Origin of the sequence: Variovorax sp. Root411, from assembly GCF_001425205.1 — a bacterium.
Lineage (GTDB): Bacteria > Pseudomonadota > Gammaproteobacteria > Burkholderiales > Burkholderiaceae_C > Variovorax.
In genome coordinates this window covers 584,734-599,807 of sequence record NZ_LMDW01000016.1, presented here as the reverse complement: position 1 = coordinate 599,807, position 15,074 = coordinate 584,734, and the positions used below count along the sequence as shown (strand labels likewise).

At 65.3% G+C, this 15,074-nt stretch carries 14 protein-coding genes and 1 pseudogene; 8 read left to right on the top strand and 7 right to left on the bottom strand.

Annotated features, from left to right (window positions below):
- Positions 1-104 precede the first annotated feature (104 nt).
- Both xseA and ASC92_RS19385 read left to right on the top strand, forming a co-directional pair.
- A complete protein-coding gene (gene xseA / locus ASC92_RS19390; protein WP_056519146.1) occupies positions 105-1,418 on the top strand; it encodes an exodeoxyribonuclease VII large subunit in 1,314 nt (437 codons plus the stop codon).
- 50 nt (positions 1,419-1,468) lie between these two features.
- Positions 1,469-2,150 (top strand): annotated as a pseudogene (locus ASC92_RS19385) (superoxide dismutase).
- 69 nt (positions 2,151-2,219) lie between these two features.
- Here ASC92_RS19385 and ASC92_RS19380 read toward each other — a convergent pair.
- The 3 genes from ASC92_RS19380 to ASC92_RS19370 form a co-directional block, all read right to left on the bottom strand.
- On the bottom strand, positions 2,220-2,678 hold the full coding sequence (locus tag ASC92_RS19380) for a DUF192 domain-containing protein (RefSeq protein ID WP_056518716.1): 459 nt from the start codon (positions 2,676-2,678) through the stop codon (positions 2,220-2,222).
- Between the two features lie 88 nt (positions 2,679-2,766).
- Positions 2,767-2,970, bottom strand: coding sequence for a hypothetical protein (locus ASC92_RS19375; protein WP_056519144.1), 204 nt, complete (start codon positions 2,968-2,970; stop codon positions 2,767-2,769).
- 154 nt (positions 2,971-3,124) lie between these two features.
- Positions 3,125-3,448, bottom strand: coding sequence for a hypothetical protein (locus ASC92_RS19370; RefSeq protein ID WP_056518714.1), 324 nt, complete (start codon positions 3,446-3,448; stop codon positions 3,125-3,127).
- Between the two features lie 219 nt (positions 3,449-3,667).
- Here ASC92_RS19370 and icd point away from each other — a divergent pair, with 219 nt between their 5' ends.
- The 5 genes from icd (at position 3,668) to sbcB (ending at position 10,892) form a co-directional block, all read left to right on the top strand.
- The gene (icd, locus tag ASC92_RS19365; RefSeq protein ID WP_056518711.1) at positions 3,668-4,927 is read left to right on the top strand and encodes an NADP-dependent isocitrate dehydrogenase; all 1,260 of its coding nucleotides are present in this window, start codon (positions 3,668-3,670) and stop codon (positions 4,925-4,927) included.
- A gap of 227 nt (positions 4,928-5,154) precedes the next feature.
- Positions 5,155-5,514: an ATP-dependent Clp protease adapter ClpS gene (gene clpS / locus ASC92_RS19360; RefSeq protein ID WP_042674481.1), complete on the top strand. Its 360-nt coding sequence runs from the start codon at positions 5,155-5,157 to the stop codon at positions 5,512-5,514.
- Between the two features lie 67 nt (positions 5,515-5,581).
- The gene (gene clpA, locus ASC92_RS19355) at positions 5,582-7,903 is read left to right on the top strand and encodes an ATP-dependent Clp protease ATP-binding subunit ClpA (protein ID WP_056518709.1); all 2,322 of its coding nucleotides are present in this window, start codon (positions 5,582-5,584) and stop codon (positions 7,901-7,903) included.
- A gap of 103 nt (positions 7,904-8,006) precedes the next feature.
- A complete protein-coding gene (gene cls / locus ASC92_RS19350; RefSeq protein WP_056519142.1) occupies positions 8,007-9,452 on the top strand; it encodes a cardiolipin synthase in 1,446 nt (481 codons plus the stop codon).
- On the top strand, positions 9,453-10,892 hold the full coding sequence (gene sbcB / locus ASC92_RS19345) for an exodeoxyribonuclease I (protein ID WP_056518708.1): 1,440 nt from the start codon (positions 9,453-9,455) through the stop codon (positions 10,890-10,892).
- A 42-nt stretch (positions 10,893-10,934) separates the two neighbouring features.
- On the opposite strand, the gene ASC92_RS19340 is transcribed toward sbcB, so the two are convergent.
- On the bottom strand, positions 10,935-11,345 hold the full coding sequence (locus tag ASC92_RS19340) for a GFA family protein (protein WP_056518706.1): 411 nt from the start codon (positions 11,343-11,345) through the stop codon (positions 10,935-10,937).
- 137 nt (positions 11,346-11,482) lie between these two features.
- Between ASC92_RS19340 and ASC92_RS19335 the strand changes: the two genes are divergently transcribed.
- Positions 11,483-12,334, top strand: coding sequence for an NAD-dependent protein deacetylase (locus ASC92_RS19335; RefSeq protein WP_056518703.1), 852 nt, complete (start codon positions 11,483-11,485; stop codon positions 12,332-12,334).
- Here the strand turns inward: ASC92_RS19335 and ASC92_RS19330 are convergent.
- The 3 genes from ASC92_RS19330 to ASC92_RS19320 are packed head-to-tail and all read right to left on the bottom strand — an operon-like array spanning position 12,331 to position 15,035.
- Positions 12,331-13,602: an amidohydrolase family protein gene (locus ASC92_RS19330; RefSeq protein WP_056518701.1), complete on the bottom strand. Its 1,272-nt coding sequence runs from the start codon at positions 13,600-13,602 to the stop codon at positions 12,331-12,333. The genes ASC92_RS19335 and ASC92_RS19330 overlap by 4 nt on opposite strands.
- Before the next feature lie 45 nt (positions 13,603-13,647).
- Positions 13,648-14,112 carry a hypothetical protein gene (locus tag ASC92_RS19325; protein ID WP_056518699.1) on the bottom strand — a complete coding sequence of 155 codons (465 nt, stop codon included), beginning with the start codon at positions 14,110-14,112 and terminating at the stop codon, positions 13,648-13,650.
- A complete protein-coding gene (locus ASC92_RS19320) occupies positions 14,112-15,035 on the bottom strand; it encodes an ABC transporter permease (protein WP_056518698.1) in 924 nt (307 codons plus the stop codon). Before ASC92_RS19320 ends, ASC92_RS19325 begins: the two co-directional genes overlap by 1 nt.
- Positions 15,036-15,074: the final 39 nt, after the last annotated feature.

Genomic DNA, 15,074 nt, shown 5'->3' with positions numbered 1-15,074 from the left:
AACGGCTTGCACGAGAAACCGTGCGTTTGCCTCGCTCCGGGGAATGAAGCGGGGGCGCGTGCGGCCCGTTGTGGAAGAGTGGCATCTGGCCGAGCGTGCATCCTGTGAACTTGCGTGAATCGAATTCCGCGCCCGGGCCGCGCATCTGGGCCGTCGGCGCGTTGTGCCGGGCGGTGGCCGACGCACTCGACGCGCGTTTCAATCCAGTCGCGGTGCGGGGCGAAATTTCCGGCTTCTCGCGGGCGTCAAGTGGACATTGTTACTTCTCACTCAAGGACGAGTCCGGCCAACTGCGTTGCGCGATGTTCCGTCGGGCTGCCGGTTTGCTCGACTTTTCGCCGCGCGATGGCGATCAGGTCGAGGTGCGTGGGCGCCTTGCGGTGTATGAGCCTCGCGGCGATCTGCAACTGGTGGTCGAGAGCTTGCGGCGGGCCGGGCAGGGCGCCCTGTTCGAGCAGTTCATGCAGCGCAAGGCACGCCTGGAAGCCGAAGGCCTGTTCGATCCGGCGCGCAAGCGGGCATTGCCGGCCATGCCACGGGCGGTCGGCATCGTCACGTCGTTGGGCGCGGCCGCCTTGCACGACGTGGTGACGGCGCTGCGAAGACGTGTTCCGCACATTCCGGTCGTGCTTGCACCGGCGGCAGTGCAGGGAGCCGGCGCACCAGCCGAACTGGTGCGGGCGCTGCAATCGCTCTACGGCCTCGAACCTGCCGTGGACGTGATCCTGCTGGTGCGTGGCGGTGGCTCCATCGAAGACCTCTGGGCTTTCAACGACGAAACGCTGGCGCGCACCATCGTGCAGAGCCCGGTGCCGCTGATCAGCGGCGTAGGGCACGAAACCGACTTCACCATCGCCGATTTCTGTGCCGACCTGCGCGCGCCCACGCCCACGGCCGCTGCAGAACTGGTGAGCGCGCCGCGCGACCTGTGGCTCGGTGCACTCGATCTGCTCGACGAGCGGCTCGGCGATGCGCTGGATGGGCGCCTCGACGCGCTCGGGCAGCGCATCGACCAAGCCGCGGGGCGCCTGGGCCGCCCCTCGAACCTCGTAGCGCGGCAGCAGCTCCGCCTGGCGCATCATGCGCAGCGCCTGCGGTATGCGGTGCTGTCGAGACGGGAGCGCCTGTCGCAGACGCCTCGGTCGATCGCGGCCGACTTTCCCTTGCGGCTGGGGCGTGCACTGGTTCAGCGTCGCGAGCGCCTGGAGCGCATGGCCTTGCGTTTGCGGCTGCTCGATCCGGCACTGGTCTTGCAACGCGGCTATGCCTGGCTGACCGATACAGACGGTCATGCGATCGTCAGCGCAACGCAACTGGCGGCGGGCGACGCCGTCAAGGCGCGGCTTGCCGATGGCGAAGTCGACCTGATCGTCACGCCGGGCGATGCAACGGGCACACGTCCGACGTTGCATCGGTAATTACTTCCTAGAATCGCTGATTCCTACAACCAACCCACGCGAAAAAAACCATGGAACATGTGCTCCCACCCCTGCCTTACGCCCTCGACGCACTGGCGCCCGAGTACTCGAAGGAAACCCTTGAGTACCACTACGGCAAGCACCACAACGCCTACGTGGTGAACCTCAACAACCTGCAGAAGGGCACCGAATTCGAATCGATGACGCTCGAGGAGATCGTCAAGAAATCCAGCGGCGGCATCTACAACAACGCCGCCCAGATCTGGAACCACACCTTCTTCTGGAACTGCATTCGAATCGATGACGCTCGAGGAGATCGTCAAGAAATCCAGCGGCGGCATCTACAACAACGCCGCCCAGATCTGGAACCACACCTTCTTCTGGAACTGCATGAAGCCCCGGGGCGGCGGCGCTCCGACCGGCGCGCTGGCCAAGGCCATCGACGCCAAGTGGGGCAACTACGACGCGTTCAAGGAAGCCTTCGTGAAGTCGGCCGTGGGCAACTTCGGTTCGGGCTGGACATGGCTGGTGAAGAAGGCCGATGGTTCGGTGGACATCGTGAACATGGGCGCGGCCGGCACGCCGCTGACGACCGCAGACACCCCGGTGCTGACCGTGGACGTCTGGGAACACGCCTACTACATCGACTACCGCAACCTGCGCCCGAAGTTCGTCGAGACCTTCCTGGCCAAGCTGGCGAACTGGGACTTCGCGGCGAAGAACTTCGGCTGAGCCCGGGTTTCTCCAGCAAGAAAGCCGACCCATGGGTCGGCTTTCTTGTGGGCTTGAGACGGCAGATGTTCAGCGCTTGCCGGCTGCGAACAACTCGCCGCCGAGCTTGGCACCCTTCTTGATATTCTTCTTGGCGAACCAGCCCTGGTTCATTTCGAGCACGTAGCGCACCGGCTCCAGCGAGCAGTGCGAGTTTTCGGTCATGGGCTGCATGTCGACCAGGTTGACGATGCGGCCGTCGTCGGCTACGAAGGCAGCGGTCAGCGGCAGGATCGTGTTGCGCATCCAGAAGCACTGCGTTGCAGGCTGCTCGAACACGAAGATCATGCCTTCGGCCTGCGGCATTTCCTTGCGAAACATCAAGCCGATTTCGCGCTGCAGGGATGTTTGCGCGATCTGCGCGTCGATCTTGTACAGGCCGACCGACAACTGCGTGCGCGGCAGGTCGGTCTGGGGTTGCTGCTGGGCATGCGCTGGCATCATGAAGGACGCAGACACGAGGAGCAGGGCGACGAAACGCTGGAACATCGGACAACTCTTTCAGAGCGGGGAGGGACCCGGCCCGTAACCAATAAAAATGCCCGCTGATGCGGGCATTGCCGGTGAGTTGGAAAGCTTACACCTTCTTGGCAGCGGCCGTGTGGGCCTTGGCCACGTGGCGAACCTTGTGCTTCTTGGCTGCAGCGTGCTTCTTGGCGGGCGCGTGCTTGGCCATTTTGGGAGCGGCTGCGGCGGGGGCGGCCGTGGTGGGTTCGGCTTGTTGAGCGAAAGCACCGACGGCGAAGAGACCGGCGACCAGGGCTGCGAGCAGCTTGTTCATGAACATATCCTTTGAAATTCGTTGATCTGGATTGCCCTCCCTGCGGAAGGTAGACATTCAACGAAAGCAGCTTCGCGCGGTTGACAGCCTCGCAACTCCCGGGAGCAAAAAAAAAGCGCTCAGAAGAGCGCTCTTTTTTGGGAGGCAGACCGAATTACTGCGGGGTGCCGCCTTGGGTCGACTTGCGCTTGATGCTGCCGTCCTTGTTGCGACGACGCTGGTCGCGGGTTTCAGCGCGCTTCTCGCCAGAGGCCGCAGCCTTGTCGGCACCGATGGCACCGCCTTCGGGCGTCTTGGCTTCGTCGCCGCCAGCAGCCTTGACCTGGCCAGCGGGCTTGGCAGCCTTCTTGGTTTCAGCACGTTGCTGCGACTTGCTGTTGGTGGCGTTACCTTGTTCGGGCGTCGTACCGGCCGGGTTTTGGGCGTAGGCGCCAGCGGCGAACAGGCCAGCGATCATGACTGCGAGAATTTTGCTCATTGATGATTCCTCTATCGAGAATTGGTTGGAAACGCCTCCCGGCGAGCAGAAGGTCAGCCACTAACGAGCCCATTGGCTCGCCGGTTGACAAACGCTTGCTGATGGGTTGCGTCTAAAATGTACAGCGATTTGTTCACGGGCTGTACAGCGAATCCACGCCCTGTCTGAATTCGCTGACAGTCGTCAAAAATTACGTCAATTCCGGAGCCATCCCCTCTCATGACCAGTTATCAGCACATTAAAGTCCCGACCGAAGGCCAGAAGATCACGGTCAACGCCGACAACTCGCTCAATGTGCCTGACCAACCGATCATTCCCTTCATCGAAGGCGACGGCACCGGCCTGGACATCACCCCGGTGATGCTGAAAGTGGTGGATGCGGCGGTGGCCAAGGCCTACGGCGGCAAGAAAAAGATCCACTGGATGGAGGTCTATGCCGGCGAGAAGTCAACCAAGGTCTATGGCCCCGACGTCTGGCTCCCCGAGGAAACGCTGCACGCCGTGCGTGACTATGTGGTTTCCATCAAGGGCCCGCTGACCACGCCCGTCGGCGGCGGCATCCGCTCGCTGAACGTCGCGCTGCGCCAGGAACTCGACCTGTATGTCTGCTTGCGCCCCATCCAGTACTTCGAGGGCGTGCCCAGCCCGGTGCGCGAGCCGCACAAGACCAACATGGTGATCTTCCGCGAGAACTCGGAAGACATCTACGCCGGCATCGAGTTCGAGGCCGAGAGCGACAAGGCAAAGAAGCTCATCAAGTTCCTGCAGGAAGAAATGGGCGTCAAGAAGATCCGCTTCCCCAATACCTCGGGCATCGGCGTCAAACCCGTGTCGAGGGAGGGTACCGAGCGCCTCGTGCGCAAGGCGTTCCAGTACGCCATCGACAACGACAAGCCCAGCGTCACCCTGGTGCACAAGGGCAACATCATGAAGTTCACCGAAGGTGGCTTCCGTGACTGGGGTTACGGCCTCGCCGCCAAGGAGTTCGGCGCCGAACTGATCGACGGCGGCCCGTGGATGAAGTTCAAAAGTCCGAAGACCGGCAAGGAAATCACTGTCAAGGACAGCATTGCCGACGCCTTCCTTCAGCAGATCCTGCTGCGTCCCGCCGAGTACAGCGTCATCGCCACGCTCAACCTGAACGGCGACTATGTGTCCGACGCGCTGGCCGCGCAGGTGGGCGGCATCGGCATCGCCCCGGGCGCGAACCTGAGCGACACCGTCGCCATGTTCGAAGCCACCCACGGCACGGCACCCAAGTACGCCGGCAAGGACTACGTGAACCCCGGTTCCGAAATCCTCTCGGCTGAAATGATGCTGCGGCACATGGGCTGGAAGGAGGCTGCCGACCTCATCATCAGCTCGATGGAAAAATCGATTGCCAGCAAGAAGGTCACCTATGACTTCGCGCGCCTGATGGACGGCGCCACGCAGGTGAGCTGCTCGGGGTTCGGACAGGTGATGATCGACCACATGTAATTGCCATGTTGCTCGTCGATGCCTGCCGGCGTCGAGCATCAAGTCCCTGAACTTCCGAAAGGCGGTCAGGGGCTTTTTTCATTCATGCGTTCGCTTGAGCGCTTTTTCTGCGAATCCTCCGGAAATTCCGTCGTCGTTCACGACGCAAGACCCTTGATTTGTCGAATACACGTCACCAAGTCTTCCTGCGTCGGCACGGCGCTTGCACGCTCTATAGAATCATTTTCATGGCAACGAGAATTCCAAAAACTCCCAGCACCCCCCCGGCGCAAAAACCGGCCGGGGACGACGGAGATTCGGTCGTCCTGGAGCGCCGGCCGCAAAAAACCGCGCCGCCCCAGATGTACCAGGTGGTGATGCTGAACGACGACTACACGCCCATGGAGTTCGTGATCGTCGTGCTGCAGGAATATTTCAGCAAGGATCGCGAAACCGCGACCCAGATCATGCTCAAGATCCACCTCGATGGCCGAGGCGTCTGTGGGGTCTATTCCCGCGACATGGCGGCCACCAAGGTCAACCAGGTGATGGAAGCCGCACAGCAGGCGGGGCATCCACTCCAATGCGTCAGTGAACCTGTTGCATGAACCAGTTGAATTGCGCAAGCTCCAACCCATCTGAGAACTTATTTACAGCAAGGCAAAAGGAAATCACATGATTGCCCAAGAACTGGAAGTCAGCTTGCACATGGCCTTCGTCGAGGCCCGGCAGCAGCGCCACGAGTTCATCACCGTGGAGCATCTACTGCTCGCTTTGCTGGACAACCCGAGCGCCGCGGAAGTTCTGCGCGCCTGCTCGGCCAACGTCGACGACCTGCGGGCGTCGCTCACCAACTTCATCAAGGACAACACGCCCCAGGTGGCGGGTACCGACGATGTAGACACCCAGCCGACGCTGGGTTTCCAGCGCGTGATCCAGCGCGCCATCATGCATGTGCAGTCCACCGGCAACGGCAAGAAGGAAGTCACCGGCGCCAACGTGCTGGTCGCGATCTTCGGCGAGAAGGACTCGCACGCCGTGTACTACCTGCACCAGCAGGGCGTCACCCGCCTCGACGTGGTCAATTTCATCGCCCACGGCATCAAGAAGAGCGATCCGCCGGAAGCCGTCAAGGGCAGCGGTGAAGCGCCTTCGGGCGAGGGCGAGGAGAGCGGCGGCGAACGCAACGAGAAGGCGTCGCCGCTCGAGCAGTTCACGCAGAACCTCAACCAGCTTGCCAAGGAGGGCAAGATCGACCCGCTGATCGGCCGCGAGTACGAGGTCGAGCGCGTCATCCAGATCCTGTGCCGCCGGCGCAAGAACAATCCGCTGCTGGTCGGCGAGGCCGGCGTGGGCAAGACGGCCATCGCCGAGGGCCTGGCATGGCGCATCACGCAGGGCGACGTGCCGGAGATCCTGGCCGAGTCGAACGTGTTCTCGCTCGACATGGGCGCGCTGCTGGCCGGCACCAAGTACCGCGGCGATTTCGAGCAGCGCCTGAAAGGCGTTCTCAAGTCGCTCAAGGACAAACCGAACGCCATCCTGTTCATCGACGAGATCCACACCCTGATCGGTGCGGGCGCGGCTTCGGGCGGCACGCTCGACGCGTCGAACCTGCTGAAGCCGGCGCTCTCCAGTGGCCAGCTGAAGTGCATTGGCGCGACCACCTTCACGGAATACCGCGGCATCTTCGAGAAGGATGCGGCCCTGTCGCGCCGTTTCCAGAAGGTCGACGTGGTCGAGCCGTCGGTGCAGGAAACCGTCGACATCCTCAAGGGCCTGAAGTCGCGCTTCGAGGAACACCATGGCGTGAAGTACGCCGTGGCGGCCCTGCAGGCCGCGGCCGAGCTCAGCGCCAAGTACATCAATGACCGCCATCTGCCCGACAAGGCGATCGACGTCATCGACGAAGCCGGTGCTGCCCAGCGCATCCTGCCGCCGAGCAAGCGCAAGAAGACCATCAGCAAGACGGAAGTTGAGGAAATCGTGGCGAAGATCGCGCGCATTCCCCCGGCCAACGTCAGCAACGACGACCGCGGCAAGCTGCAGACCATCGAGCGCGACCTCAAGAGCGTGGTGTTCGGCCAGGACAAGGCACTCGAAGTGCTGGCCTCCGCGGTCAAGATGGCGCGTTCGGGCCTGGGCAAGGGCGACAAGCCGATCGGCTCGTTCCTGTTCTCCGGCCCCACGGGCGTCGGCAAGACCGAAGCGGCGAAGCAGCTGGCCTACATCATGGGCATCGAGCTGATCCGCTTCGACATGTCGGAGTACATGGAGCGCCATGCGGTGAGCCGCCTGATCGGCGCGCCTCCGGGCTACGTCGGGTTCGACCAAGGTGGCCTGCTGACCGAGGCCGTCACGAAGAAGCCGCACTCGGTGCTGCTGCTCGACGAAATCGAGAAGGCGCACCCGGACATCTTCAACGTGCTGCTGCAGGTCATGGACCATGGCACGCTGACCGACAACAACGGGCGCAAGGCCGACTTCCGCAACGTCATCATCATCATGACGACGAATGCGGGCGCCGAGACCATGAACAAGGCGACCATCGGCTTCACCAACCCGCGCCAGGCGGGCGACGAAATGGGCGACATCAAGCGCCTGTTCTCGCCCGAGTTCCGCAACCGGCTGGATGCCATCGTCAACTTCAAGGCGCTCGACGAGAACATCATCCTGCGGGTGGTCGACAAGTTCCTGCTTCAGCTGGAAACGCAGCTCAGCGAGAAGAAGGTGGAGGTCACCTTCAGCGACAAGCTGCGCAAGCACCTGGCGAAGAAGGGCTTCGATCCGCTGATGGGCGCACGCCCGATGCAGCGCCTGATCCAGGACACGATCCGCCGTGCACTGGCCGACGAACTGCTGTTCGGTCGCCTGACCGACGGCGGCCGCCTCGAAGTCGACCTCGACGACAAGGACGAAGTGCTGCTCGACATCCAGCCGCTTCCGAAGAAGGAAGGCAAGCAGAAGCCCGAAGCAGAAGAAGCAGCAGCAGGGTGAACCCACCGCGGTTCCAGGAATGAAGTCAAAGGCCGGTAGCATCGCTACCGGCCTTTTTCCTTTGGGCTGGCCATATCACAGTCATTCCAACCGCTTTTTCGCCTTGATCCTCCCCGAACTCAGCCACGAATGGAAAACCGGCCTCTCCCTTGCGTGGAGCGGCTACATCGCGGTGCTGTCGATCTGGATCGTGATGCAAAAGCGCGCGCCGGTGTCGACGATGAGCTGGATCCTGTCGCTGGCGCTGCTGCCGTTCGCGGGCTTCGTCATCTACTACTTCCTCGGGCCGCAGCGCCTGCGAAAGCAGCGGCTCAAGCGCCTGCGCAGCCGCGCCAGCGCCTTCGCCCAGGCCGACGTGGCGCGGCTGCGCGATGCGGCGCAGAACGCACCGCCGGCCCTGCAGCAGATGGCGAAGCTCGGCACGGCGACCTGCGGGCTGCCGGTGTCGAGCGCGGTCGATGTCGAACTGCTCTCGGGCGGGGCGCGCACCTTCGATGCGATCTTCGAGGCCGTGCGCGCCGCACGGAACCACGTCCACCTCGAGTACTACATCTTCGAGCCCGACAGGATCGGCACCGCGCTGCGCGACCTGCTGGTCGAGCGCGCGAAGCAGGGCGTGACGGTGCGCCTGCTGATCGATGCACTGGGCTCCAAGCGCGTCGGCCGCAAGTTCATGGCGCCGCTGCACGAGGCGGGCGTCAAGGTGGCGCTGTTCCACGACACCAAGATCGGCCGCCGCCTGCGCCCCGTGACCAACTACCGCACCCACCGCAAGATCGTGGTGTGCGACGGCCGCGTGGGCTTCACGGGTGGCGTGAACATCACCGATGAGGAAGACAAGCGCACCCGGCCCGATGCGTACCACGACGTGCACCTGCGCATCGAGGGCAGCGCCGTGCGCTGGCTGCAGACCACCTTCCTCGAAGACTGGACCTACGCTACCGGCGAAGACCCGCGCGACATGGACGACGCCATGAGCGCGATGCTGCCGCAGCTCGAGGCCGGCGATATCCCGGTGCAGATCGTCACCAGCGGCCCCGACAACACGATGGAGGCCATCCACCGCATGCACGTCGAGGCCATCCATTCGGCCACGCACCGCGCGTGGCTCACCACGCCTTACTTCGTGCCGGGCGAGCCCGCGCTGATGGCGCTGACCAGCGCCGCGCTGCGCGGCGTCGACGTGCGCTTGCTGGTGCCGCGGCGCAGCGACTCGGCCATCGTGAGCGCCGCCGCGCGCTCGTATTTCGATGAACTGATCGCCGCCGGTGTGAAGGTCTGGGAGTACAAGGCGCGCATGCTGCACTCCAAGACCCTGGTGGTCGACGACCATTGCGCGATGATCGGCACCGCGAATTTCGACAACCGCAGCTTCCGCCTCAACTTCGAGGTGTGCGCGGTGGTCTATGGTCCGGAACTGGCCCGGCCGCTGGCGGCGCAGTTCGAGACCGACCTGCACAGCTCCGGTGCGGTGCGCGCCCACCGGCCACAGAATTTCTGGATTCGCCTCGGCGATTCCGTTGCGCGCTTGTTTTCACCCTTGCTCTGAATGAATCACACCTTTCTCTGGCACGACTACGAAACCTTCGGCGCCGTGCCGCGCCGCGACCGTCCCTCGCAGTTCGCCGCCATCCGCACTGATGCAGAGCTCAACGAAATCGGCGAGCCGCTGATGATCTACTGCAAGCCCGCGCCGGACTACCTGCCCAGCCCCGAGGCCTGCCTGATCACCGGCATCACGCCACAGGTGTGCCTGGAGCGCGGCATTCCCGAGCATGAATTCGCGGCGCACATCGAGCGGGCCTTCTCGCAGCCCGGCACCATCGGCGTGGGCTACAACACCATCCGCTTCGACGACGAGGTCACGCGCTTCCTGTTCTGGCGCAACCTGATCGACCCGTACGCGCGCGAATGGCAGAACGACTGCGGCCGCTGGGACCTGCTCGACGTGGTGCGCCTCACGTATGCGCTGCGCCCCGACGGCATCGAGTGGCCGAAGAAGGAAGACGGCAAGCCCAGCTTCAAGCTCGAAGACCTGGCGCGCGCCAACGGCCTGCTGCACGAATCGGCGCACGACGCGCTGTCCGATGTGCGCGCCACCATCGCGCTGGCCCGGCTGATTCGCGACAAGCAACCCAAGCTGTTCGACTTCGCCTTCGGCCTGCACAAGAAGGACCGCGTGGCCAGCGAACTCGGCCTGCCCGCGATGCGCGAGACCGCCAAGCCCTTCCTGCACATCTCGGGCATGTTCCCGGTCGAGCGCGGCTGCCTGGCCGTGATGTGGCCGCTGGCCAGCCACCCCACCAACAAGAACGAGCTGCTTGCCTGGGATCTGGCATACGACCCGAGCGAACTGCGCGACCTCGATGTCGACACGCTGCGGCTGCGCCTGTTCTGCCGCACGGCCGACCTGCCCGAAGGCGTCGTGCGTCTGCCCATGAAAGGCATCCACCTCAACAAGTCGCCGATGGTGGTCGGCAACCTGCGCACGCTCGCGCCGGCCATGGCGGGGCGCTGGGGCGTCGATCTCGACACCGCCATGCGCCACGCCGCCATCGCGCGTGACCTGCCCGACATGAGCGCGATCTGGTCACAGGTGTACGCCCGGCCGAAGGAGGCCACGCCCGACGTCGACGAAGACCTCTACGGCGGCTTCGTCGGCAACGCCGACCGCCGGCGCCTGAACCAGTTGCGCAACCTGTCGCCCGAGGAGCTGGCCAAGGACCGCACCGGCTTCGACGACGGCCGGCTCGACGAGATCCTGTTTCGCTATCGCGCACGCAACTGGCCGCAACTGCTGAACGAGGAAGAAGCCGAGCGCTGGGAGGCCCTGCGCGTGGCCCGGCTCTTCAAGGGCGAGGGCGGGGCGCGCACCATCGAGATGCTGTTCAGCGAGGTCGATGCGCTCTCCGAGAACGCCGACGAGCGTGGAGAGGAGATCCTGGGCGCACTCTACGAATACGCCGAGGCCATCGCGCCCGAAGCCTGATTCGTCGCCCCGCTTCGCGCGGGAGGCGGGGCTGCAGCAGCGCTAGGGTGCCCCCTTGTCGAAGGCCGGCAGCCCGCGCAGGTCTTCCGACCAGGCCAGAGCCGAGCGGCACCAGACCCGGCGGCGCGGGGGCAGCAGTGCGCGTTGTGCCATCGGTCCGATGCGCAGCGTATAGCTGGGTGGCGCGTCGCTGTCCGCGCTCGAAGAGATCGACGTGCCGCAGTGCCCGCAGAAACTCTGCCGCCGCCGCTTGCCGCTCTCGGCCGTCTTCACGTAGACCTTCGGCGTGCCGGTCAGCAGGAGGAAGCTGGAGGCCGGCACCGTCGCCGATACGCGGTAAGCAGAGCCCGACAGCACCTGGCAGTCGCTGCAGCTGCACAGGCCGACCTTCTCGGGATCGACGTCGGCTTCGTAGGTGATCTGGCCGCAATGGCAGGCGCCCTGGACTTTCATGCAAACTCCTGATGAGGGGTGAAGGCATCGTAAGAAGAGCGGCCCGCGGATGCAACGGTCGTCGCCTGGCACAGTTCGCGGACATCGGCCATTTCCCTCGGCACGCAGTCTGCGTCTCGGCCACGTATGCTCCCCGGATGGATGCCAATTCCGCCGCGCTCGCCGACTTCGCCACGCGCCATCGCAAGCTCTTCGTGCTCACCGGTGCGGGGTGCAGCACCGAATCGGGCATTCCCGACTACCGGGACGCCGAGGGCGAATGGAAGCGTCCGTCGCCCGTCACCTACCAGGCCTTCATGGGCGAGGAATCCACGCGCCGCCGCTACTGGGCGCGCAGCCTGATCGGCTGGCCGACCATGGCCGGCGCCCGCCCGGGTGCGGCGCACCGGGCGCTGGCGCGGATGGAGGCGGCAGGCCGCGTGGGCTTGCTGCTCACGCAAAACGTCGACGGGCTGCACGAAGCGGCCGGCAGTCGCGGCGCCATCGACCTGCACGGGCGCATCGACACCGTGCGTTGCATGGCCTGCGAGCGGCGCATCCCGCGCGCGGCGCTGCAGCTCGAACTGCGGCGGCGCAACCCGCACTGGGCTGCGCTCGAAGCCCGCACCGCGCCCGACGGCGATGCCGATCTCGAAGGCCATGACTTTTCCGCCTTTGACGTGCCTGCCTGCACCCACTGCGGCGGCCTGCTCAAGCCCGACGTGGTGTTCTTCGGCGAAAGCGTGCCGAAGGAGCGCGTCACGGCCGCCTTCACGGCGCTGGAGGAGGCCGACGCGGTGCTTGTGGCAGGCTCGTCGCTGATGGTGTATTCGGGCTTCCGCTTCGTGCAGGCGGCCGCCGCGGCGGGCAAGCCCGTGGCTGCGGTGAACCTGGGCCGCACACGGGCCGATGCGTTGCTCACGCTGAAGATCGAACGCCCGGTCGGCGAAGCGCTGGCAGCGCTCGCGCGGCAACTCGTGCCCGACGTGCAACCGGATCGCGTGGCCTAACGCATCCAGGCAGTCTCGCTGCCGCGCCCCGGCAGATGCAGCGCGGCCGTCGCGGCCGGCGTCTGCGCCAGCAGCTGCCCCTTGCGGAAGACCTTGAGCCGCGTCGCGCGCAGGCGGATCGCCTCGACCGGGTCACGCGCCTGCAGCAGCACGAAGCTCGCTTCGCAGCCCGCCTCTATCCCGTAGCCCTGCAGGTGCATCACGCGCGCCGCATGGGTCGTCACCGCCTCGAAGCACTGGCGGATGCCGGCCTGGCTGGTCATCTGCGCCACGTGCAGGCCCATGTGCGCCACTTCGAGCATGTCGCCCGAGCCCATGCCGTACCACGGGTCCATCACGCAGTCGTGGCCGAAGGCGACGTTCACTCCGGCGGCCATCAGTTCGGGCACGCGCGTCATGCCGCGGCGCTTGGGGTAGGTGTCGTGGCGGCCCTGCAGCGTGATGTTGATGAGCGGATTGGCGACGACGGCCACGCCGCTCTGCGCGATCAGCGGCAGCAGCTTGCTCACGTAGTAGTTGTCCATCGAGTGCATCGACGTACAGTGCGAGCCCGTCACGCGGCCCTGCATGCCGAGGCGCTGCGCCTCGAAGGCCAGCGTCTCGATGTGGCGCGAGAGCGGGTCGTCCGACTCGTCGCAGTGCATGTCGACCAGCTTGCCGCGTTGGGCGGCGATTTCGCACAGAAGCTTCACGCTGGCCGCGCCATCGGCCATGGTGCGCTCGAAATGCGGAATGCCGCCGACCACGTCCACGCCCTTGTCGAGCGCGCGTTCCAGGTTCTCGACACCACCGTGCGAGCGCAGCACCCCGTCCTGCGGGAAGGCGACCAGCTGCAGGTCGAGATAGGGCGCCACCTTGCGCTTGACTTCGAGCAGCGCATCGACCGCGAGCAGGCTCGGGTCGCTGGTGTCCACGTGGGAGCGAACGGCCAGCAGCCCCTTGGCCACGGCCCAGTCGCAGTAAGCCAGGGCGCGCTCGATCAGCGCGTCGGCCGTGAGCAGCGGCTTCAGCTCGCCCCACAGCGCGATGCCTTCGAGCAGCGTGCCGCTCTCGTTGACGCGCGGCAGGCCGTAGCTCAGCGTGGCGTCCATGTGGAAGTGCGGGTCGACGAAATGGGGCGCGAGCAACAGGCCTTGTGCATCGAGCTTCTCGTGCGCCGGTGCGTCGAGGCCTGCGGTGACTTCGGCGATGCGGCCGCCCTGCACGGCGATCGACATGCCGGTGCGGCCGTCGGGGAGGGTGGCGTTGGTGATGAGGAGGTCGAGCATCGTGGCGGCCTTTGCGTGTTCTGTTTTCGATCGAGCGCCGGCACTTCAGCGCGTGTTCTGCGCCCGATACCGGTACTGCCCCGGCGCCGGCCCGACCTCGATGGTCACTCGGCGCAGCTTCTCATCGTGCCCCGAATCGGCCTTGGCCGTCACCACGATGCCGCGCGGCGTGGCGCGGCAGGTGAGGTCGGACAGCGAGATTTCGGCGTGGTCGTTGTCGAGCTCGGCGATCGCCACCGTGTGCTCTGCATGCAGGCTGCCGTTGGCGTCACGCGCCATCCACTGCACGTAGAGGAATGACTGCGCGTATTGCTCGGCGTGCACGACGCGGTAGGTGCCGTGGTGGTCCTTGCCCCAGGTGCCGCACATCTGCACCCAGGTTACGGCGTCGGCCGTGCTGAAGGCCTCGTAGCCGTAGTTCATGCCCAGCGCATGAGCCCCCTTGCCACCCAGCGTCAGCAATGCCGCTAGCAGTGCGCCTCGCATGGCGGTGGCGGTCATGGTGGTCATCAGCGTTCCCCTTTGCGATACGGCTTCATCAGCGCCTGCGGATAGCTGGCCTTGCGCGCCACCAGCACCAGCGCCAAGACCGACAGCAGGTACGGCAGCATGAGGTACAGCTGGTAAGGCAGCACGGCATCGCCCGATTGTTGCAGCCGCAGCTGCAGCGCGTCGAAAAACGCGAACAGCAGCGCGCCGACCAGCGCCTTGCCCGGACGCCACGAAGCGAACACCACCAGCGCCACGCAGATCCAGCCGCGGCCGTTCACCATGTTGAAGAAGAAGGCGTTGAAGGCAGACAGCGTGAGGAACGAGCCCGCCACGCCCATCAGCGCCGAGCCCGCGACGATGGCGCCCGTGCGCGTGGCCGCAACCGACACGCCCTGGCTCTCGGCCGCCTGCGGGTTCTCGCCGACCATGCGCAGCGCGAGCCCGAGCGGCGTGCGGTACAGCACCCAGCCGATGATGGGCACCAGCAGCAGCGCGAACAGCGTGAGCGCGGTCTGGGCATTGAGGATCGGGATGGGCAGCCAGTCCATCGGCGCAAAGGGCGTGATGGTCGGCGGCGTGTTCACCTTCGGAAAGCTCACGCGGTAGCCGAAGTAGCTGAGCGCGGTCGCCAGCAGCGTGATGCCCAGCCCCGAGACATGCTGCGACAACGCCAGGCCGACGGTGAGAAAGGCGTGCAGCAGCCCGAACACCAGGCCCGTCAGCGCGGCCACGCCCACGCCCACCCACAGCGGGGCGCCTGCATACACCGCGAGCCAGCCGGTGAAGGCGCCCGCGATCATGATCCCTTCGATGCCGAGGTTGAGCACGCCCGCGCGCTCGCACAGCAGCACGCCGAGCGTGCCGAGAATCAGCGGCGTGGCGATGCGCAGCACCGCGACCCAGAAAGCCGGATTGGCGAGGATGTCGAGCAGGTCGGTCATGGAGAGTTTCTCCCTCCCCCGCTGGGGGAGGGGCGGGGT